The sequence below is a fragment of the Enterobacter sp. UPMP2061 genome, assembly GCF_053709615.1.
The window spans coordinates 159,096-178,656 of sequence record NZ_JBSKJP010000008.1 but is presented as its reverse complement, the minus strand read 5'-3'; the positions used below and the strand labels follow the sequence as shown (position 1 = coordinate 178,656).

Here is a 19,561-nt window from a genome sequence, read left to right as displayed (position 1 = left end):
TTTTGCGTGTCAGCCGTTCCTTAACGATCAAACAGATGGCGATGGTGTCTGCCGTCACAATGCTGTTTGTCTTCATCTTCTGCGTCATTTTGCTGTTTCACTCCGTACAGCAGAATCGCTATAACACGGCTTCGCAACTGGAAAGTATTGCCCGCTCGGTGCGGGAACCCCTGTCAGCCTCGATCCTGAAAGGGGATATCCCCGAGGCGGAATCCATCCTGAAGCGCATTCAGCCCGCCGGTATCGTGAGCCGCGCGGATGTCGTGCTGCCGAACCAGTTCCAGGCGCTGCGGATGAGTTTTATCCCGGAGCGTCCCGTCCCGATGATGGTGATGCGCCTGTTTGAACTGCCGGTGCAAATTTCCCTGCCTCTCTATTCCCTGGAAAGACCGGCTAACCCGCAGCCGCTGGCCTACCTGGTGCTACAGGCCGACTCGTACCGCATGTATAAATTCGTCATGAGTTGGGTTGCTACGTTAGTGACTACTTACTTACTTTTGACACTAATGCTGAGCGTGGCGCTGACGTGGTGTATCAACCGGTTAATTGTGCATCCGTTGCGCCGCATAGCCCGGGAGCTGAACGACCTCTCTCCACAGGAGCACATGGGGCATCAGCTTCCCTTGCCGCGCCTGCATCACGACGATGAAATTGGCATGCTGGTCCGGAGTTACAATATCAACCAGCAGCGTGTCCTGCGTCAGCAGGAAGAGCTCAGTAGCAACGCCACCCGTTTTCCGGTATCCGATCTGCCAAACAAAGCGTTTTTAATGGCCTTGCTGGAGCAGACCGTCGCCCGCCAGCAGACCACCGCGCTGATGGTGATTGCCTGCGAAACCTTGCAGGACACGGCGGGCGTGCTGAAAGAGAGCCAGCGCGAGATGCTGTTGCTGACGCTGGTGGAAAAGGTGAAATCCGTTCTGGCGCCGCGCATGGTGCTCACCCAGGTCAGTGGTTATGACCTGGTGGTGATCGCGCACGGTGTTAAAGAGCCGTGGCACGCCATTACGCTAGGTCAGCAAGTACTCACTGTCATTAATGAGCGGCTGCCCATTCAGGGTATCCAGCTTCGCCCGAGCGCCAGCATCGGTATTGCGATGTACTACGGGGGGCTGACCGCCGAGCAGCTTTATCGTCGGGCCTTCTCGGCCGCGTTCACCGCGCGCCGGAAAGGCAAAAACCAGATCCAGTTCTTTGATCCGGAGCAGATGGAAAAAGCCCAGCAGCGCCTGACGGAAGAGAGCGACATTCTGACGGCGATGGACAATCGCCAGTTTGCGCTCTGGCTACAGCCGCAGGTCAATTTGCGCACGGGTGAAGTGACCAGCGCCGAAGCGTTGCTGCGTATGCAACAGCCGGACGGCACGTGGGAGCTGCCTGAGGGGATGATCGAACGTATCGAGTCCTGCGGCCTGATGGTCACCGTCGGCTACTGGGTGCTGGAAGAGTCCTGCCGCCAGCTTGCGGCCTGGCAACAACGGGGCATCACGCTGCCGCTGTCGGTGAATCTCTCTGCGCTACAGCTGATGCACCCGACCATGGTGCCGGAGATGCTCGAGTTGATCCACCGCTACCGCATTCAGCCCCACACGTTGATCCTGGAAGTCACCGAGAGCCGTTGTATCGACAATCCTGACGATGCTGTCGCCATTCTGAAACCGCTGCGTAATGCCGGGATCCGCATTGCTCTGGACGATTTCGGTATGGGGTATTCCGGCCTGCGTCAGCTCCAGCACATGAAAACGTTGCCGGTGGACGTCCTGAAAATCGACAAAACCTTTGTGGATGGGCTGCCGGGGGATTGCAGCCTGGTACAGGCCATTATTCAGATGGCGCACAGCCTGAATCTGCACGTAATTGCCGAGGGTATTGAAACCGACGCCCAGCGTGAGTGGCTGGCTGCGGCGGGCGTGGAGAGCGGACAGGGCTTCCTGTTTGACCGCGCCGTACCGACGGATATCTTTGAGCAACGCTATCTCGCCGACGCTGGCAATAACGCAAAAGTGTAATTTTGTTGCTGGCTTGTGCGAGCCAGCTCAAAGTTCTTAACATTTGTGTTTCAAATTTGAACCCCGTTTATTTCTGTCCTGTTATGTGGGTGTTATTTTAAAGCCGCAGGTTAACCATAACCTTACAAAGCCTGTAGTTTTTCTTTCCAGGGACACCCTATGAAAACCTCACTCTTCAAAAGTCTTTACTTCCAGGTCCTGACAGCCATCGCTATCGGTATTCTGCTCGGTCACTACTACCCGGAGCTGGGCGCGCAGATGAAACCGCTTGGCGACGCGTTCGTTAAGCTCATCAAAATGATCATCGCGCCGGTCATTTTCTGTACCGTGGTGACCGGTATCGCTGGCATGGAAAGTATGAAGGCGGTCGGGCGTACGGGGGCGGTTGCCCTGCTGTACTTCGAGATTGTCAGTACCATCGCGCTGATTATCGGCCTGATAATTGTCAACGTGGTACAGCCTGGCGCGGGCATGAACGTCGACCCGGCCACGCTGGATGCGAAAGCGGTGGCGGTTTACGCTGAACAGGCGAAAGATCAGGGGATTGTTGCCTTCCTGCTGGACGTGATCCCGAGCAGCGTGATTGGCGCGTTCGCCAGCGGAAACATCCTCCAGGTGCTGCTGTTTGCCGTGCTTTTTGGCTTTGCCCTGCACCGTCTTGGCAGCAAAGGCCAGCTGATTTTTAACGTCATTGAAAGCTTCTCGCAGGTGATCTTCGGCATCATCAACATGATCATGCGTCTGGCCCCGATTGGCGCCTTTGGCGCGATGGCCTTCACCATCGGGAAATATGGCGTCGGCACGCTGGTACAGCTGGGCCAGCTGATCGTCTGCTTCTACATCACCTGTATTCTGTTTGTGGTGGTGGTGCTCGGCTCCATCGCCCGTGCGACCGGCTTCAGCATCTTCAAATTTATCCGTTACATTCGTGAAGAGCTGCTGATTGTCCTCGGCACATCCTCTTCGGAGTCCGCGCTGCCGCGTATGCTCGATAAAATGGAAAAGCTGGGCTGCCGTAAGTCAGTGGTGGGGCTGGTTATTCCTACGGGCTACTCCTTTAACCTGGACGGCACCTCGATATACCTGACGATGGCGGCGGTCTTTATTGCCCAGGCCACTAACAGCCACATGGATATCTTCCATCAGATTACGCTGCTGGTGGTGCTTCTGCTCTCTTCAAAAGGGGCGGCGGGCGTAACGGGCAGCGGATTTATCGTGCTGGCGGCCACCATTTCGGCGGTGGGCCATCTGCCGGTGGCGGGCCTGGCCCTGATCCTCGGTATTGACCGCTTTATGTCTGAAGCCCGTGCGTTAACCAACCTGGTCGGCAATGGCGTGGCGACGATTGTGGTGGCGAAGTGGGTGAAAGAGCTGGATCACAAGAAGCTTAACGATACGCTGAATAACCGCACATCTGAGGACAAAACCCCCGGTTTATCCTCTTAATCCCTCATAAATGCCCGTATTCCCTTGTGGGGATGCGGGCACCTGCGCATAATAACCGTTCATACCTGTCATAATTCGACAAGATTTTTTTTGGGTATATTTCACTTCCGCCCGTGACGTTTAGCCGAACACGCTGTCTAATCGGAAGGTTTTCATCGTCATCTTTGAGTGCTCACGTCGCGAGACACTCTCTTTAACCAGGAATGTTGATCAGGGGTTCACATGCAGGGCACAAAAATTCGACTCTTAACCGGCGGTTTGCTGATGATGGCAGCAGCCAGTTATGTGCAGGCAGATGCGCTCCAGCCAGACCCGGCCTGGCAACAGGGAACACTGGCGAACGGTTTCCAGTGGCAGGTATTATCCACTCCGCAACGTCCGAGCGATCGCATTGAAATCCGTCTTTCTGTGAATACCGGCTCCCTCACTGAAAGCACCCAGCAGACCGGCTTAAGCCACTTTATTCCTCGACTGGCGCTCACCCAGAGCGGCAGTTTGCAGGCGGTTCAGGTGCGTTCTTTATGGCAACAGGCCATCGATCCGAAACGCCCGCTGCCCCCGGCTGTGGTCTCCTATGACTACACCATGTTTAACCTGAGCCTGCCCAACAACCGTAACGATCTGCTTAAAGAAGCACTGACCTATCTTTCGGATGCCACCGGCAAACTGGCGATTACGCCTGAGACCGTTAACTATGCGTTGAGCAACAGCGACATGGTGGCGACCTGGCCGACGGATACCAAAGAAGGCTGGTGGCGCTACCGCCTGAAAGGGTCAACGCTGCTTGGCCACGACCCGGCAGAGCCGCTGAAACAGCCGGTTGATGCCGCGCAGGTGAAATCTTTCTACCAGCAGTGGTACACCCCGGATGCCATGACCCTGATTGTGGTGGGCAACGTGGACAGCCGTGCGGTGATAGAACAGATCAACAAAGCATTTGGCGATCTGAAAGGGAAGCGTGAAACGCCCGCCCCTGTTCCTACCTTGTCCCCGCTGCGTCCTGAGACGGTCAGCATCATGACGGATACCGTGCGTCAGGATCGTCTTTCAATGATGTGGGATACGGCCTGGCAGCCGATCCGCGAGTCTTCTGCGCTGTTGCGTTACTGGCGTGCGGATCTCGCGCGTGAAGCGCTGTTCTGGCACGTTCAGCAGACGCTCAGCAAGAACAACGTGAAAGATATTGGCCTGGGATTTGACTGCCGTGTGCTGTTCCAGCGCGCCCAGTGCGCCATTAACGTGGAATCGCCGGGTGATAAGCTGAATGCCAATCTCGGCGTGGTGGCGAAAGAGCTGGCTAAGGTGCGGAAAGAGGGCCTGTCTGAAGAGGAGTTTAACGCGCTGGTGGCGCAGAAATCCCTCGAATTGCAGAAACTGTTCGCCACCTATGCCCGCGCCGATACCGATATCTTAATCAGCCAGCGCATTCGCTCCTTGCAGAATCAGGTGGTGGATATCGCGCCGGAGCAGTATCAGAAACTGCGTCAGGACTTCCTGAACGGTCTGACCGTGGAGATGCTGAATCAGGATCTGCGTCAGCAGCTGTCGCAGGATATGGCGTTGATTCTGTTGCAGCCGAAAGGTGAGCCGGAATATGACATGAAAGAGTTGAAGGCCACCTGGAGCGCCATCATGGCGACGCCGCCGCAGCCAGCGCAAACGGCAGCCGATGATTTACACCAGGATGCGAGCGATATTCCGCAGGGCCAGTAAGCTCTGCGTTCCCTCAGCCCTGAGGGAGAGGGTTAGGGTGCGGGCATCAGCCCGCACAGTCCTTAAGCAGGCATCGCCTCGCGCGGAATAATCGCTCCGCGATACTGAATCACCGTGCTGGCCGTCAAGTGACCGCGCTGCGCCGCCGCTTCCGGCGTTCCCCCCGTCAGACGTACCGCCAGATACCCCGCGCTGAAAGAATCTCCCGCCGCCGTGGTATCGATTACTTTCTCTTTCGCCAGCTTCACCGCCGGCACCTCTGTCACGGCTTCACCTGCAACCGCCACCAGGCAAGACTCCGCCCCGCGCTTGATCACCACTTCGCTGACCCCGGCAGCCTGCGTCCGGGCAATGACCTCATCAACCGGTTTTTCGCCCCACAGAGCATCTTCATCATCCAGCGTCAGGAAGGCGATATCTGTGCATTCGAGCATCTGCTGGTAGACCTGCTGCGTCTCTTCGCGGCTGGCCCACAAACGCGGACGGTAGTTGTTATCGAAAATCACCTTACCGCCATTGGCACGGCATTCGCGCAGCAGTGACAGCAGCTTTTCACGGCTCTCCTGGCTCAGGATCGCCAGGCTGATCCCGCTCAGGTAGAGATAATCGAAGGTCGCCAGTTCTTCGCAAATGGCAGCGGCGGCCTCGCTTTCCAGCCAGAATTTGGCGGCCGCTTCATTACGCCAGTAATAGAAGGTGCGCTCGCCGGTGCTGTCGGTTTCGATGTAGTACAAACCCGGCAGGCGGTTTTCCATTCGCTGGATCAGCGAGGTCCCAACGTTTTCACCCTGCCAGGCTTCCAGCATCTGCTGGCTGAAGCTGTCCGTTCCCAGCGCGGTAACGTAGCTCACGCTCAGCGCGTCGGGGGCGACCTGACGGGCAATGTAAACGGAGGTGTTCAATGTATCGCCACCAAAACCGCGGCTGACTTCCGCGCCTTTCTGGGACAGCTCAATCATGCATTCGCCAATCACGGCAATTTTTTTAGACATAGTCGTGAACCTGAACAAAGTAATTAAGGGTAGTGTGCGCTGTGTGTTTTTTATGGTCAACTATATTAAAACGACGTTCCATTATTTTTTTTGAGCCAGCGCGTATTCCGGCATATTTCTGTCATCTTAATTTCATTTTCCCGGTGAATTGAACATAAAGTTCTCACCTGGCGGGCCGATAACTCAGTGACGAGTCCAGAAAGGCTATCCCATACAACAGGACATCCGAAATGAAGTCAGAGCAGGTTATCCAGCGGCTGAGCACTACGCCTGAGGCAAGTATTGAGAACTTGCAGGAGCATCGCTACTGGCTGCAATGTGAGCGAGCGTACACCTATCAGCCCATCTACCGTACCGACGGTCGGTTAATGGCGATTGAGGTGTTAACGGTCGTCACTCATCCATCGAATCCTTCACAGCGTATTGCACCGGACCGCTATTTTGCGGAGGTTGCCGTGCGTCAGCGTATCGACGTGCTGGAAGAGCAGCTGAGAATGCTGGCGACGAAGCAGGCGTTCTTCGAGCAGCACGGTATTCTGGCGTCGGTGAACGTGGATGGCCCAACCCTGATGGCGTTACGTCAGAACGCGACATTGCAGGCGCTGATTGCCACCTTGCCGTGGATGCGCTTCGAGCTGGTGGAACATGTTCAGCTGCCGCAGGACTCCTCGTTTGCCTCGATGTGTGAGTTTGGCCCGCTGTGGCTGGATGATTTCGGTACCGGTATGGCCAACTTCTCCGCCCTGAGCGAAGTGCGTTATGACTACATCAAAGTGGCCCGCGATCTGTTTATCATGCTGCGCCAGACGCCGGAGGGACGGAACCTGTTTACGATGCTCCTGCAACTGATGAACCGCTATTGCCAGGGCGTCATTGTGGAAGGCGTAGAGACGCTGGAGGAGTGGCGCGACGTGCAAAATTCCCCGGCAGCGGCGGCACAGGGTTATTTCCTCTCTCGTCCTGTCCCCATGGATACTCTGGAAAAGGTGATAACCATCCTCTGATCTGCCCGCTTCCCTTTGTCTGAACTATAGTTTTAGAGGCAAGTTCATCAGGAAAGGGGACAACAATGACAAAAACAACCAGGGTGATTTCCTGGACAGCAGGGATTTTCTTGTTGCTGATCGTGGTCTTAATCATCATTATCGCCACGTTTGACTGGAACCGGCTCAAACCGACCATCAACCAGAAAGTCTCAACCGAGCTAAACCGCCCCTTCGCAATACGTGGCGATTTGGGTGTCGTGTGGGAGCGCCAGAAAGAGGAAACCGGCTGGCGAAGCTGGGTGCCATGGCCGCACGTTCACGCCGACGACATCATTCTCGGCAACCCGCCGGACATCCCCGAAGTGACCATGATCCACCTGCCGCGCGTGGAAGCCACGCTGGCGCCGTTAGCCCTGTTAACCAAAACGGTGTATCTGCCGTGGATCAAACTTCAGCAGCCCGACGCGCGGCTGATTCGCCTGTCAGAGAAAAACAATAACTGGACGTTTGATCTCGCCAGCAGCGGCGATAAAGATCAGAATGCGCAGCCCTCTTCGTGGTCTTTCCGCCTCGACAATATTCTGTTCGATCGGGGGAGGATCGCCATTGACGATAAGGTGAGTAAGGCTGACGTGGAGATCCTCGTCGATCCGCTGGGTAAGCCTCTGCCGTTTAGCGAAGTGACGGGCAGTAAAGCCAAAGGCGATGACAGCAAAGCGGGCGATTACGTCTTCGGCCTGACGGCGAAAGGGCGCTACAACGGCCAGCCGCTGACCGGTAAAGGCAAAATCGGCGGCATGCTGGCGCTCAGGAGTGAGGGCACGCCGTTCCCGGTGCAGGCGGATTTCCGCTCGGGCAACACCCGCGTGGCGTTCGTGGGCACGGTTAACGACCCGATGAACATGGGCGGCGTCGACCTCCAGCTTAAGTTTGCCGGGGATTCGTTGGGTGAACTGTACGATTTGACCGGCGTACTGCTGCCAGATACCCCGCCGTTTGAAACGGACGGGCGCCTGGTTGCCAAAATCAACACCGAAAAATCGTCCGTCTTTGACTACCGGAATTTTAACGGGCGCATCGGCGACAGCGATATCCACGGCACGCTGACCTACACCACCGGTAAACCGCGCCCGAAACTGGAGGGGGACGTTGAATCCCGCCAGCTGCGTCTGGCCGATCTTGGTCCGCTGATTGGCGTAGATTCGGGCAAAGGCACGAAGTCTAAAGAGGTTAAAAAGGACGTTCAGCCTGCGGGTAAAGTGCTGCCCTATGACCGCTTCGAAACCGACAAATGGGACGTGATGGATGCGGATGTACGCTTCAAAGGACGTAAAATTGAGCATGGCAGCACGCTGCCGCTGAGCAACCTCTCGACCCATATCATCCTGAAAAACGCCGACCTGCGCCTGCAACCGCTGAAGTTTGGCATGGCCGGGGGAACCATCTCATCGAATATCCACCTGGAGGGGGATAAAAAGCCAATGCAGGGAAGGGCGGAGATCCAGGCGCGTCGGCTGAAGCTGAAAGAGCTGATGCCGGACGTGGAGCTGATGCAGAAAACCCTCGGTGAGATGAACGGCGACGCGGATATTCGCGGCACGGGTAACTCGGTAGCGGCGCTGCTGGGTAGCGGAAACGGCAACCTGAAGCTGCTGATGAACGACGGGCTGGTGAGCCGTAACCTGATGGAGATCCTGGGGCTGAACGTCGGGAGCTTTATCATCGGGCAAATCTTCGGTGACGACGAAGTACGCGTTAACTGCGCGGCGGCAAATCTGGATCTGGTCAACGGCGTGGCGCGTCCGCAGATCTTCGCTTTCGACACGGAAAACGCGGTTATCAACGTCACCGGTACCGCCAGCATGGCGTCCGAGCAGCTGGATTTAACCATCGATCCGGAAAGTAAAGGCATTCGTATCATCACCCTGCGCTCGCCGCTGTACGTTCGCGGGACCTTCAAAGATCCTCAGGCGGGCGTGAAGGCCGGGCCGTTGATTGCGCGTGGTGCGGTCGCCGCCGCGCTCGCTACGCTGGTCACCCCTGCGGCGGCGCTGCTGGCGTTGATTTCGCCGTCAGAAGGCGAAGCGAATCAGTGTCGGACGATTTTGTCGCAGATGAAGAAGTAGTCCCGTTTCTCCCTCTCCCTTGTGGGAGAGGGCTAAATTGTAGGCCGGGTAAGGCGTAGCCGCCACCCGGCATTCACTTACAGCGCCTGATGCTTCGTCTCGTGCGTCAGCAGCAGCGCAATCAGCGTCAGCGCTGCCATTGCCGCCAGATAGACACCCACATAGAACAGGCCATAGTTCGCCTGAAGCCATGTGGCGATATACGGAGCCACCGAGGCGCCCAGAATCGACGAAACGTTATAGGAGAACGACGCGCCGGTGTAACGCACTTCAGTCGGGAACAGCTCCGGCAGCAGCGCGCCCATTGGGCCAAAAGTCAGCCCCATCAGGCTCAGGCCAATCAGCAGATACGCCATCACCAGCGCAGGGCTACCTGAACCCAGCAGCGGCGGGAAGACAAACAGCGCGAACAGAATAATCAGCGAGGTGATGACGATCATGCTTGAACGACGGCCAAATTTATCCGCCAGCAGGCCCGCGATGGGCACCATCACACCAAATCCGATGACCGCCATCATCAGCATCCACAGCACTTCGTTACGCGGCAGGCCCAGGCCGACCGGCGCGGCGGCGGTACTGAAGGTCATGGAGTAAACGGTCATGATGTAGAACAGCGTGTAGGTTGCCAGCATGATGAACGTGCCCAGCACGGTCACGCGGAGGTGTTTGGTCAGCAGCGTCCCCAGCGGAACTTTAACCTGCTTTTTCGCCGCGGCGACTTTAGCGAAGACCGGCGTCTCGTGCAGCGACACGCGAACGTACAGGCCAATCAGCACCAGCACGGCAGAGAAGACGAATGGAATACGCCAGCCCCAGTTCATGAACTGTTCATCAGTCAGCAGCCAGGAGAGGAGCAGGAAGGTGCCGTTAGCAAAGAAGAACCCAATCGGTGCGCCCAGCTGCGGGAAAGAGCCATACAGGGCACGTTTGCGCGCCGGGGCGTTTTCGGTCGCCAGCAGTGCCGCGCCGCCCCATTCCCCGCCCAGCCCCAGACCCTGCCCAAAGCGCGCCAGCGCCAGCAGCACAGGCGCCAGAATGCCGATAGTTTCATAGGTCGGCAGCAGGCCGATGGCGACGGTGGAGATCCCCATCGTCAGCAGCGAGGCAACCAGCGTCACTTTACGGCCGACGCGATCGCCAAAATGCCCAAAGACCGCTGAACCAATCGGACGCGCAACGAAGGCGATAGCAAAGGTGGCTAAAGACTGTAGCGTGGCTGCCGTCGGGTCGCCCTGAGGGAAGAAAATATGCGGAAAGACAATGACCGCAGCGGTGGCGTAAATATAAAAGTCGAAGAACTCAATGGCGGTGCCAATCAGCGATGCGACGACGACTTTATTGCGCGAGTTGACCGGAACGTGTTCCGCCCCTTCGTTAAGTGTGGTGGCTGTTGCTTGCATACTATTTTCTTATTTTTGGACGAACGAAGGGCCATATTAGGCATAGCAAAAGCGACATTTCAATCTGTAACAAAGGCGTGGTGTGGTCATAAAAGCAACAAAAAGCGGATAATTTTCAGACCAGCGAAAACACTTCTATGAAATGCTTCACACTTTTTAAATATCAGTCATTAAAACTGGTTTTGCGTTAAATAAAAGTTACGGCCTGGATTTATATGCTGAAATGGCGAATCGGGCTGAAATATCAGCCCGACATGATATCAGCGGTGGGTTTTACCCGGCATGCGCGGGTCATCTTTATACTCTGCCGTGGCGATCCACGCGGCGCAGAACAGCGTCAGGCGAGCGAAGAAATAGAAGAAAGCCATCAGCCCCAGCACCGAACCAAAGGCCGCGCCGGAGGGAGACTTCACCAGGGACGGCAGCGTATAGGTCATCACAATCTTGATCACCTCAAAACCAATGGCGGCAATCAATGTCCCGCGCATCAGCGCCTTCTTGCGCGGACGATGGCGGGGCAAACGCCAGAAGATCCAGAAGAACAGAAGGTAGTTAGCAAAGATAGAAATGGCCAGCCCAATGCCGCGCCAGGCCGGTTTCAGCCATTCAATGTAATCCAGGTACAGCGCGGAGATAATCATCTGCTGCGCGGAACCGGCGACCGAGGTGATGGAGAGCGTAATGACCAGCGCCACCAGCAGCCCAATCAGCGAAATAAAGTCGCGCAAATACTTCACCCATATCTTCTCCTGATCCTGCGGTCTACGCTCCCAGACGTCACGCGACTGGGCGCGAATAGCCTCACGCAGGTTGCCCATCCAGTTCACCCCGGAATAGAGCGCAATCAGCAACCCGACGATACCCACGGTGGTACGCTGCTGCACGGCGGTGTTGATGGTGCTTTTGAGCGTTGCGGCGAGCGTCTGGTCGCTGACGTTGGTCAGGATCTTATTGAAGATGTCCTGCAACAGCGTCGGGTGAGACGCCAGCACAAAACCGGCGGCGGCAAATGACACCATCAGGATGGGGATCATCGACAGGAACGAGAAATAGGTAATCGCTGCGCCAAACTGATTTCCCATGCGGTCGTTAAAGCGCTCAGCGGCGCGTATCAGGTGAGCAATCGCGGGTATCTGCTGAATTTTTTCGGCTATGCCGGTCACGGTGCCCAGCGCTTTGCTGGCCGTTCCAGGCTCTTTCGGCGCTTCAGGTTCGTTATCCATCTTTTTGATGGGTTCATAATCTAAATGTTGAGTCGGTCGTTGCGGGTTATTTTCCGGCGTCACGCGCATTTTCCTTTTCGTTGAGCTGGATGTTACTGAATTATAGCTTGTGACTAGTCGACGTAACCTTTTGTGAGTTCGGTAAGCCACTCCATAAACACATGCACCCGGCGGGAGAGGTTACGGCGGTGGGGATAAATGAGGGAGACGGGCATCGGTTCAGCCCGGTATTGCGGCAGGATCTCAACGAGTTTTTTCGTGCGCAGGGCATCACGCACCCCGACGCGCGGAACCTGAATAATGCCAAGCCCGGCGATACAGGCGGCCTGGTAGGTTTCCGTGCTGTTAACCGTCAATACGCCTCCCGTTTTTACCCACTGGGTCGCGCTGCCGTTGTAATACTCAAAACCCTGCGGACGCGTGCCCAGCGTGGCGGAGTAGTGAATGAGGGCATGCGAAGCCAAATCGTCCAGCGTCTCAGGGTAGCCGAATCGCGTCAGATAATCCGGGCTGGCGCAGTTAATCACCGACAGTTTCCCAAGCGGGCGGGCGATAAGCCCGGAGTCCCTTAAGTTTCCCACGCGAACCACACAGTCAAATCCTTCGCGGATGACATCGACCAGACGATCGCTGCTACTCAGCTCCAGCTCAATGCCGGGGAACTGTTGTAAAAATGCAGGCAGTTTCGGAATGACTACATTTCGCGCAATGGCAACGGGCATATCCACACGTAGCCGACCGCTGATGGTTGAAGGGTCGTGCAGGAACATGCCGTCCAGTTCGTCCAGATTCATCAGCAGATCTTTAGCGCGCTCGTAATAAACCATGCCGTCCTGCGTCAGGCTGACGCGGCGGGTAGTGCGGTGCAGCAGCTGCGTGCCCAGTGCGTTTTCCAGTGCCTGGATCTGTCGCGATACGCTCCCCTTCGGCAGGCTTAACGTCTCCGCCGCGCGGGAAAAACTTTCCAGTTCCGCGACCCGAAGGAAAAGCTGCATTGCGTGTATTTTATCCATAGATGTTGGTCATTGTTGTTATGAATGAAACAGTGAAGCGCTGACGGCACTATTTATTGATTTTCTATCATCTAATAAGCTCTTTCTCAATCTTCATCACAGCCGAAACGAGGTGAATTATGAGTGAACGTATTGCTTTAGTGACGGGCGGTAGCCGCGGCCTGGGTAAAAATGCCGTTTTGAAGCTGGCCGCGGAAGGGACAGGCATCATCCTGACCTGGAACAACAGCCAGCAGGAGGCGCAGGATGTTGTGCGCGAAATCGAGGCAACAGGCGGGAAAGCGGTAGCATTGCAGCTTAACGTCGGCGATACGGCAAGTTTTTCGCGCTTTGCTCAGCAGGTGAAGGATACCCTCAAACACGTCTGGCAACGTGACACCTTTGACTATTTAGTGAACAACGCAGGCACGGGGTTATACGCACCCTATACCGAGACGACGGAGGCGCAGTTTGATGATGCGCTGAACATTCACTTCAAAGGGCCGTTTTTCCTCACGCAACAGCTGCTGCCGCTCATAAAAGACGGAGGGCGGATCCTGAACGTCTCCAGCGGACTGGCCCGTTTTACTCAGCCCGGTTCAGGCACCTACGCGGCAATGAAAGGGGCGATGGAGGTGCTGACCCGCTATCAGGCAAAAGAGCTTGGCGCGCGCGGAATTTCCGTCAATATCATCGCGCCCGGTGCGATTGAAACCGACTTTGGGGGCGGACGCGTGCGGGATAATGCGGAGCTTAACCAGCTGCTGGCCTCGCAGACGGCGCTGGGACGCGTGGGCCTGCCCGATGATATTGGTGATGCCATTGCGGCGTTGCTCAGTGACAAACTGGGCTGGATGAATGCACAACGTATTGAAGTTTCAGGCGGTATGTTCCTGTAATGTTCAGTCTTAAGGGGGAGGGAACCCTCTTAAGGAAATCCTTAAAACAGGTATGTCTAAATGCTGGAAGATATAAAGAGAGCTGGGTGATTTGTAACCTCTCCATTCATTGAGTTTTTTCTTAAAAAATGCCTCTGTAGAATCCCCCTTCGCTATTCTCAGAGGAGTAAAACGATGCGAGTAATCATGTTTGACAGGCAGTCATTATTTATTCATGGAGCGATGTACAGTTTGCAGAAGTTAATTCCGAAAATAGATATGACAGGGGCTCGTCAGACTGATGAATTATGGGCGCAATTATCCGCGTCACCCTCCGCTATCGTCATGATAGATGGGTATTTAATTCGTGATAATGGTGTGGCTTTACTGGAAGAGATTATGGATCGTTTTCCAGCGTCGCGCGTGGTGTTGGTGTTAACGAAAAAAGAGCGACGTTGGGTTGAGCAAATGTTTCAGCGCAACGTGGTGGCGATAGTTCCCCGCAATGCGAATCCCGAACGCTTTTCCGCAGTGCTGGATTCCGTATCGCGTGGAATGGTCTGTTTTCCCGGCGAGTGGCTGAAGCAGCACTCCTCTCAGGATGAACTGGCAGTGTTAAGCGAGCGCCAGCGTGAGGTATTGAAGTTACTGGCGGCCGGAGAGTCCAATAAAGAGATTGGTCGTAATCTCAATATCAGTGCGGCAACGGTAAAAGCCCATCTTGAGACGCTTTTCCGGCGTCTTGATGTCAAAAACCGGACGCAGGCCGCGATGTACTACACCCGGGCGACGGCCTGAAGGATCTTCTCAGGCAGAGGGGACTCTTCCCCAAAACTGAAGAGGGTTAATATCAGGGCGTCATGCTGCTGTTGGGTTAATGGGCGTTTGTTCATTTCCCGCAGCAGCGCCTCACATAATTGAATATCATTAAAAAGCAAATTCTCCGCCTCAATCGGCGTGATGAGACTGTCAAATTTTTCCCACTGGCGAATCACGTGACCATAACCAATAACCCATATACCCTTTTCGTCACGGTATTTCTCCAGGGAAAGACCCTGTTGTTTTTTAATTAATGCGATTGCAGCAGAAGATATCTGCATTGCATAACCCGTCATAAGCGTTTCCTCTTAGTGGCGCGACTATAGAGGAAACGCCGCCGGGGAAATATCCGCCAAATGGCTGTTAATCAGGTTTAACTGAACGGGAATTCCTTTTTCAGTAAACCGAATAGCCAGTCGTTATGCCATTGCCCTGAAAGGAAATAACTCTCACGCAACTCACCTTCCAGTTGAAAACCTGTTTTTTCCAGCAGTCGCCTTGAGGCGATATTTCCCGCCGTCACGGTGGCGGTGAGCCGACGGATATTACCCTGAGTCAGCGCGAAATCACACACAGCCCGCAGAGATTCAAAGCCGTAACCTTTCCCCTGCGCAGAGGGCGCAAAGAGAAAACCGACTTCAGCACAATCTGCTTCCCGGTGCACATAGCCGGTTACGCCCAGCGGCGTCTGGCTGGCCGTCTCACGCACCACAAGGCAGAGCCAGTGCGAGCTGCCCGGCATCCACGGCAACAGACGAGACTCAAAGGCTTCCCGAATGTCCGCCTCGCTACGCGCAGGGGCGACAAAACGCATCACCTCAGGATTTTGCTGTAGCGACAGAAAAAAGGGCCAGTCTTGCTCTTGCAGCGGCGAGCAGGTGAGACGCGCGGTGGTTAAGGCGGGCATGACGATCCTCCGGAGGCATTACAAATGATTATAAGGTTGTCACTTTATTTCAACAGAAAGTCAGGTATGTTTAACCTCATATAAATAAAAAGAAAAACGACTTTTAATGCCGCTTTAGCGGTACTCATTGTCTCTCAAGGAAAACAATGATGATTAGCTCATCGCATCATACCCGCGAACAGTTTGAACACTGTCTGGCGGCGATCCGTCAGGCGTCTGTTGAAATTTTACTTCTGTTGAATGTACATGTTTCTGAAGGAAAAGATCCACGCTGGTTTCTGGAGCAACTGGATAGCGCCCGCCTGGGGCTGGGCGGGTGGGGCGCCGTAGCCAGGAAGCTGAATCTGAATGATGCGGAAATGACGGCCTTTACGCTGCAATTACGCTTGCTTCAGCAGCGTGTTCCCCAGTATGAAAGCGGGCAGGATGTCAGCGAAAATCAGCTGATTGCGGCGATGCGCTTCGTCACCTCCCTTGAATATCTGCGTCTGCAACAGCCCCTCCTGACCTACGATACCGGGAGTGTGCCAGAGAAGGAGAGCCAGCTTCAGGCGCAGAAACAGGTGCGTGCCATTGAGCTGATGATTAAAGGGCTGATACAGCAGGCGTGGCCCGATCCGGTGCGGCTGAATAATCATCTTAAGACCTTGTTTAACGCTGAACGCGTGCGTCGCTGGCTGAAAAACGGTGAGATTAATGATGTTCTGAGCGGCATGTTGTTCAGCGAACTGGCCCAGCTGCTGGTGGATAAAAAAGAATTTAGCCGCTACTACGCGCCGCTGTTTAACGCTCCGGACATGCTGACGCTGCTGGTAGAGCCCCGCAAAACCCTGCAAACCTTCCTCGAAGATATTCGACAAATCCGCAACAGCATCACCGTGCAGCAGCCGTTAAGCGGGGCGCAAATCCAGCTGCTCGACTGCTATTACACGCAGATCACCCGCTCCGTTCAGCGCGCGTTTGAGGAAGGGCGGACACGCGTTAACCCGGCGGCGCTGATGGCGGTGGACGAAAGCGAGCTGCACGCGTTCTGGGAAAAGGCGCAAAAAATGGACCGCACCACAGGCGGCGATCTTTTTGAAGTGCGCGACAGTATAGAAAAACCGACTCAGCGCGCCGCGCGTACGCCAGAGCAGCGCGAACAGCTGATTTCCGGCGTGCTGTGGGGAGCGGTTGGCGTGATGGTTATCGCGATTGTCGTGGGGGGATTCTGGCTGGTGACCAGCAGTAAACCGCAGCCGGCTGTGGCCAGTACGGCATCTCCCGCGCAGGTGCAGGAGATGCGCGAAACGCCTTCCTCACGCGAGACGTTAACCCGCATGGGTGTTACCTGGGATGAGAATAATTTCCGCTCGGCCATCAATCGCAATGACACCCGCGTGGCGCTCCTGTTTTTGCAGGGCGGGATGGACTGGAAAATGTCATGGACGGAGGAGGCGTTGTCGGCAGGCTACGACGATGTACTGGAAGTAATGTTGCGCTACCGCCTGCAAATGACAGAGCAAAAGCCCTGCCGACGCTTTATTAATACGCTTAGCCATGCGATGGCGAACGGCGAATCGCTGACGCCTATGCGTAAGCAGTACCTGAAAGCATTCTGTACCGTTCCCGCGGTGGTGAAACGCCAGCAGCACGACGCCGATATGGCAACGCGCCGCGCGAAGACGCAGCCCGATGCCAGCACAAAAAAATGGCAGTCCATCCAGACTGCCATTTATGAGGTGATCCGCTGATTATTTTTCCCCCTCACCCTGCCCCTCAGGGGAGAGGGGCAGGGTGAGGGGCGAGGCTCAGGGCTCCCCATACAGCCCAATCAACCGCCGCACCACGCCATTCGTCCAGCCGAAGCCATCCTGCAACGGATACTCACCCCCGCCACCTTCGCGTGGCGTGCTGCTGGCGATGTGGTACTTCTCAATCAGCTTATGATGGGTTTTGTAGTAATGGTTCACCGTGTGCAGCCAGCTCCAGGCGATCTCATCTCCCAGCGAGTCGTTGCCGTACTGCTTGAACCCCTGGATCGCCATCCACTGGAGCGGCGCCCAGCCGTTCGGCTTATCCCACTGCTCCCCGGTTTCATATTCGGTGGCGAGAATACCGCCCGGCGTGAGCAGACGGGCTTTAACGGCATCGGACAGCCGTTCAGCCTGCTCATGCGTCGCCATGCCCACATAGAGCGGCACAATGCTGGCCGCAGAGAACAGCGCCAGGGCTTCACGCCGCCAGTCGTAATCACGATAACAGCCGTTCTCTTCGTCCCACAGATAGCGGTTCACCGCCGCGCGCCGGTCGCTGGCTTTCTGGCGGAACAGATCAGCCGTCTCTTTATCCCCTTTCGACGCGGAGATATTGGCGATAGCGCTCTCCAGTTTGAACAGGAATGCGTTCAAATCAATGGGGATAAATTGTGTCGTGCGGATGCTGGCCAGCCGCGCAGGATCGCGCAGCCAGCGGGATGAGTAATCCCATCCTGAGGCTGCCCCGGCGCGCAGGTCGCGATACACCTCGTTCGGCGGACGACCGGAATGACGGGCGGTTTCCACGTCCTCAATCCACGATTCATCTCGCGGCGTGTCGCGATCGTCCCAGTAGCGGTTGAGCAATGAGCCATCCGGCATGCGAACCGCACTGCGATAGGCCTGATTGAGCAGCAGCGATTCCGCCCCGTCCATCCAGAAGGCGTACTCCATCTTAAGATGCTCAAGATAGCGCTTCGCCCCTCGCACGCCGTCCTCTTCAAACAGCTCCACCATCAGGGCAAAAACGGGCGGCTGGGAGCGGCTGAGATAGTAGGTACGGTTGCCGTTCGGGATATGGCCGTAGCGCTCAATCAGCCAGGCGAAGTTATCGGCCATACATTTCAGCAGATCGTTACGACCGCTTTCAGCAAGCCCCAGCATGGAGAAGTAAGAGTCCCAGTAGTAGGTCTCACTGAATCGCCCGCCGGGCACAATATAGGCCTGCGGCAGCGCCAGCAGCGACGACCACGGGATGTGATCCTGCGGCTCGCGCGTCAGCACCGGCCACAGATTATCAATATGTTCTTTCAGGGACAGGCCGGGGTCAGAGACGTACTCTTTGCTGTAGTCCTCCGGCAGCCAGAAGTGATTCTCCACAAAGCGCGCCAGGTCAAAATCACGGTGACGACGCACCTTGCGATAGCGGATCAAAATATCCAGCGGATCCATCTTCGGCGCGCAGTCGGGAAAGGTTTTGCTGTCCGCAAACAGCCGCGACGACTGGACGTGTTCAAACAGTTCAAGGTAGCGGTCTGCGGGCGTAAGGGCATCGGACGCCGGCAGCCCTTCAATCATTTCCGGTTCCGGCTCTGCCTCGATCATCTCATCCAGTTTTAACTCACAGGGATCGGTTTCGTAGCGCAGCTCTTCTGCAATCTCGAACTCGATATCCTCGGCAGTCTGTAGTTTCTGGTTGAACATGGTGTTCAGGACCTCCGGTTTTTGTCGTAACCAATGCGGGTTTTTCCCGGCTATCTTTAAAGCGTAGACATTCGCTTCGGTTAATGCGGTGCGAAGTGTGCGGTAGATCACGCTTTCAAAATGGATTTAAACACGCTGAAAGTCAGATATCCCTTTGATTATGAAATTATTAAATCAGAATCTTTGGAAACAGAGCAGGAATAAAATTCAGAGCATTCGGTATTCTGCATATAAGCACGGATTAATGTGCCTGACGCGCATCGCCCTGAAGGCTGTTGGCGGTTTGATTGGCTTTCTGGCTGGCGCCTTCGCTTTTATCCATCGCTTTGCTGGCCGCTTTTTCCGCATGGGCGGCGCTGTACGCAGCCAGATGGGAAATCACGATGGCGTAAATGCTCATTAACGACACCCACAGAATGCTGTTTTTCCACCACAGCAGGGTAGGAATAGTCAGTATCGCCCATACCAGCGCGAGAACAAGGTGCATTTTGGCCATCAGTTTTGCGGTGATCTTTACGTGCATTTTCATATCTCTAATCTTTTTCCGTAGTAACAGGCGAACGCGTAGCGCTTTCTAAGATTAGTTAATTACACCCCGGGTGGCGGGTTATTTTGTTACCGTTTGTACAG

The 19,561-nt window shown here is 55.6% G+C and carries 16 protein-coding genes; 8 read left to right on the top strand and 8 right to left on the bottom strand.

The genetic code is table 11. The annotated features are described in order from the left end of the window. Nucleotides 1–2 precede the first annotated feature (2 nt). The 3 genes from hmsP (at nucleotide 3) to ACWKXX_RS16255 (ending at nucleotide 5,168) form a co-directional block, all read left to right on the top strand. Complete coding sequence (gene hmsP / locus ACWKXX_RS16265; protein WP_048246719.1) at nucleotides 3–2,009, top strand: biofilm formation regulator HmsP; 2,007 nt, start codon at nucleotides 3–5, stop codon at nucleotides 2,007–2,009. Between the two features lie 159 nt (nucleotides 2,010–2,168). Beyond that, nucleotides 2,169–3,455, top strand: a complete 1,287-nt coding sequence (gene dctA / locus ACWKXX_RS16260; RefSeq protein ID WP_015571524.1) for a C4-dicarboxylate transporter DctC — start codon at nucleotides 2,169–2,171, stop codon at nucleotides 3,453–3,455. A gap of 222 nt (nucleotides 3,456–3,677) precedes the next feature. After that, nucleotides 3,678–5,168, top strand: a complete 1,491-nt coding sequence (locus ACWKXX_RS16255; protein WP_023295577.1) for a M16 family metallopeptidase — start codon at nucleotides 3,678–3,680, stop codon at nucleotides 5,166–5,168. 62 nt (nucleotides 5,169–5,230) lie between these two features. Here the strand turns inward: ACWKXX_RS16255 and ACWKXX_RS16250 are convergent, their stop codons facing one another. Continuing rightward, nucleotides 5,231–6,160: a 2-dehydro-3-deoxygluconokinase gene (locus ACWKXX_RS16250; protein ID WP_017384186.1), complete on the bottom strand. Its 930-nt coding sequence runs from the start codon at nucleotides 6,158–6,160 to the stop codon at nucleotides 5,231–5,233. A 230-nt stretch (nucleotides 6,161–6,390) separates the two neighbouring features. On the opposite strand from ACWKXX_RS16250, the gene pdeH reads away from it, so the two are divergent. Together pdeH and ACWKXX_RS16240 are read left to right on the top strand one after the other, a co-directional pair. After that, nucleotides 6,391–7,164 carry a cyclic-guanylate-specific phosphodiesterase gene (gene pdeH, locus ACWKXX_RS16245; protein ID WP_017693811.1) on the top strand — a complete coding sequence of 258 codons (774 nt, stop codon included), beginning with the start codon at nucleotides 6,391–6,393 and terminating at the stop codon, nucleotides 7,162–7,164. 65 nt (nucleotides 7,165–7,229) lie between these two features. Then, nucleotides 7,230–9,272 carry an AsmA family protein gene (locus ACWKXX_RS16240; protein ID WP_261665916.1) on the top strand — a complete coding sequence of 681 codons (2,043 nt, stop codon included), beginning with the start codon at nucleotides 7,230–7,232 and terminating at the stop codon, nucleotides 9,270–9,272. A gap of 77 nt (nucleotides 9,273–9,349) precedes the next feature. Here ACWKXX_RS16240 and ACWKXX_RS16235 read toward each other — a convergent pair whose 3' ends face one another. The 3 genes from ACWKXX_RS16235 to ACWKXX_RS16225 form a co-directional block, all read right to left on the bottom strand. Then, complete coding sequence (locus ACWKXX_RS16235; RefSeq protein ID WP_015571519.1) at nucleotides 9,350–10,672, bottom strand: MFS transporter; 1,323 nt, start codon at nucleotides 10,670–10,672, stop codon at nucleotides 9,350–9,352. A gap of 260 nt (nucleotides 10,673–10,932) precedes the next feature. Beyond that, the gene (gene yhjD / locus ACWKXX_RS16230) at nucleotides 10,933–11,958 is read right to left on the bottom strand and encodes an inner membrane protein YhjD (protein WP_023295574.1); all 1,026 of its coding nucleotides are present in this window, start codon (nucleotides 11,956–11,958) and stop codon (nucleotides 10,933–10,935) included. Nucleotides 11,959–12,008: 50 nt separating this feature from the next. Beyond that, nucleotides 12,009–12,908: a LysR family transcriptional regulator gene (locus tag ACWKXX_RS16225; RefSeq protein WP_032655465.1), complete on the bottom strand. Its 900-nt coding sequence runs from the start codon at nucleotides 12,906–12,908 to the stop codon at nucleotides 12,009–12,011. Between the two features lie 119 nt (nucleotides 12,909–13,027). Between ACWKXX_RS16225 and ACWKXX_RS16220 the strand changes: the two genes are divergently transcribed. Both ACWKXX_RS16220 and ACWKXX_RS16215 read left to right on the top strand, forming a co-directional pair. Further along, complete coding sequence (locus ACWKXX_RS16220; RefSeq protein WP_261665917.1) at nucleotides 13,028–13,786, top strand: SDR family NAD(P)-dependent oxidoreductase; 759 nt, start codon at nucleotides 13,028–13,030, stop codon at nucleotides 13,784–13,786. A 174-nt stretch (nucleotides 13,787–13,960) separates the two neighbouring features. Further along, a complete protein-coding gene (locus ACWKXX_RS16215) occupies nucleotides 13,961–14,563 on the top strand; it encodes a response regulator transcription factor (RefSeq protein WP_163294495.1) in 603 nt (200 codons plus the stop codon). Here ACWKXX_RS16215 and ACWKXX_RS16210 read toward each other — a convergent pair. Then, nucleotides 14,542–14,880, bottom strand: a complete 339-nt coding sequence (locus ACWKXX_RS16210; RefSeq protein ID WP_261665918.1) for a lysozyme — start codon at nucleotides 14,878–14,880, stop codon at nucleotides 14,542–14,544. The genes ACWKXX_RS16215 and ACWKXX_RS16210 overlap by 22 nt on opposite strands. Nucleotides 14,881–14,957: 77 nt before the next feature. Further along, the gene (locus tag ACWKXX_RS16205; RefSeq protein ID WP_040118206.1) at nucleotides 14,958–15,491 is read right to left on the bottom strand and encodes a GNAT family N-acetyltransferase; all 534 of its coding nucleotides are present in this window, start codon (nucleotides 15,489–15,491) and stop codon (nucleotides 14,958–14,960) included. Nucleotides 15,492–15,637: 146 nt separating this feature from the next. Between ACWKXX_RS16205 and ACWKXX_RS16200 the strand changes: the two genes are divergently transcribed. Beyond that, nucleotides 15,638–17,224 carry an STY4199 family HEPN domain-containing protein gene (locus ACWKXX_RS16200; protein WP_261665920.1) on the top strand — a complete coding sequence of 529 codons (1,587 nt, stop codon included), beginning with the start codon at nucleotides 15,638–15,640 and terminating at the stop codon, nucleotides 17,222–17,224. Between the two features lie 57 nt (nucleotides 17,225–17,281). On the opposite strand, the gene ACWKXX_RS16195 is transcribed toward ACWKXX_RS16200, so the two are convergent. Next, nucleotides 17,282–18,931, bottom strand: a complete 1,650-nt coding sequence (locus ACWKXX_RS16195; RefSeq protein ID WP_015571511.1) for an alpha,alpha-trehalase — start codon at nucleotides 18,929–18,931, stop codon at nucleotides 17,282–17,284. A 241-nt stretch (nucleotides 18,932–19,172) separates the two neighbouring features. Further along, the gene (locus ACWKXX_RS16190) at nucleotides 19,173–19,460 is read right to left on the bottom strand and encodes a hypothetical protein (protein ID WP_015571509.1); all 288 of its coding nucleotides are present in this window, start codon (nucleotides 19,458–19,460) and stop codon (nucleotides 19,173–19,175) included. Nucleotides 19,461–19,561: the final 101 nt, after the last annotated feature.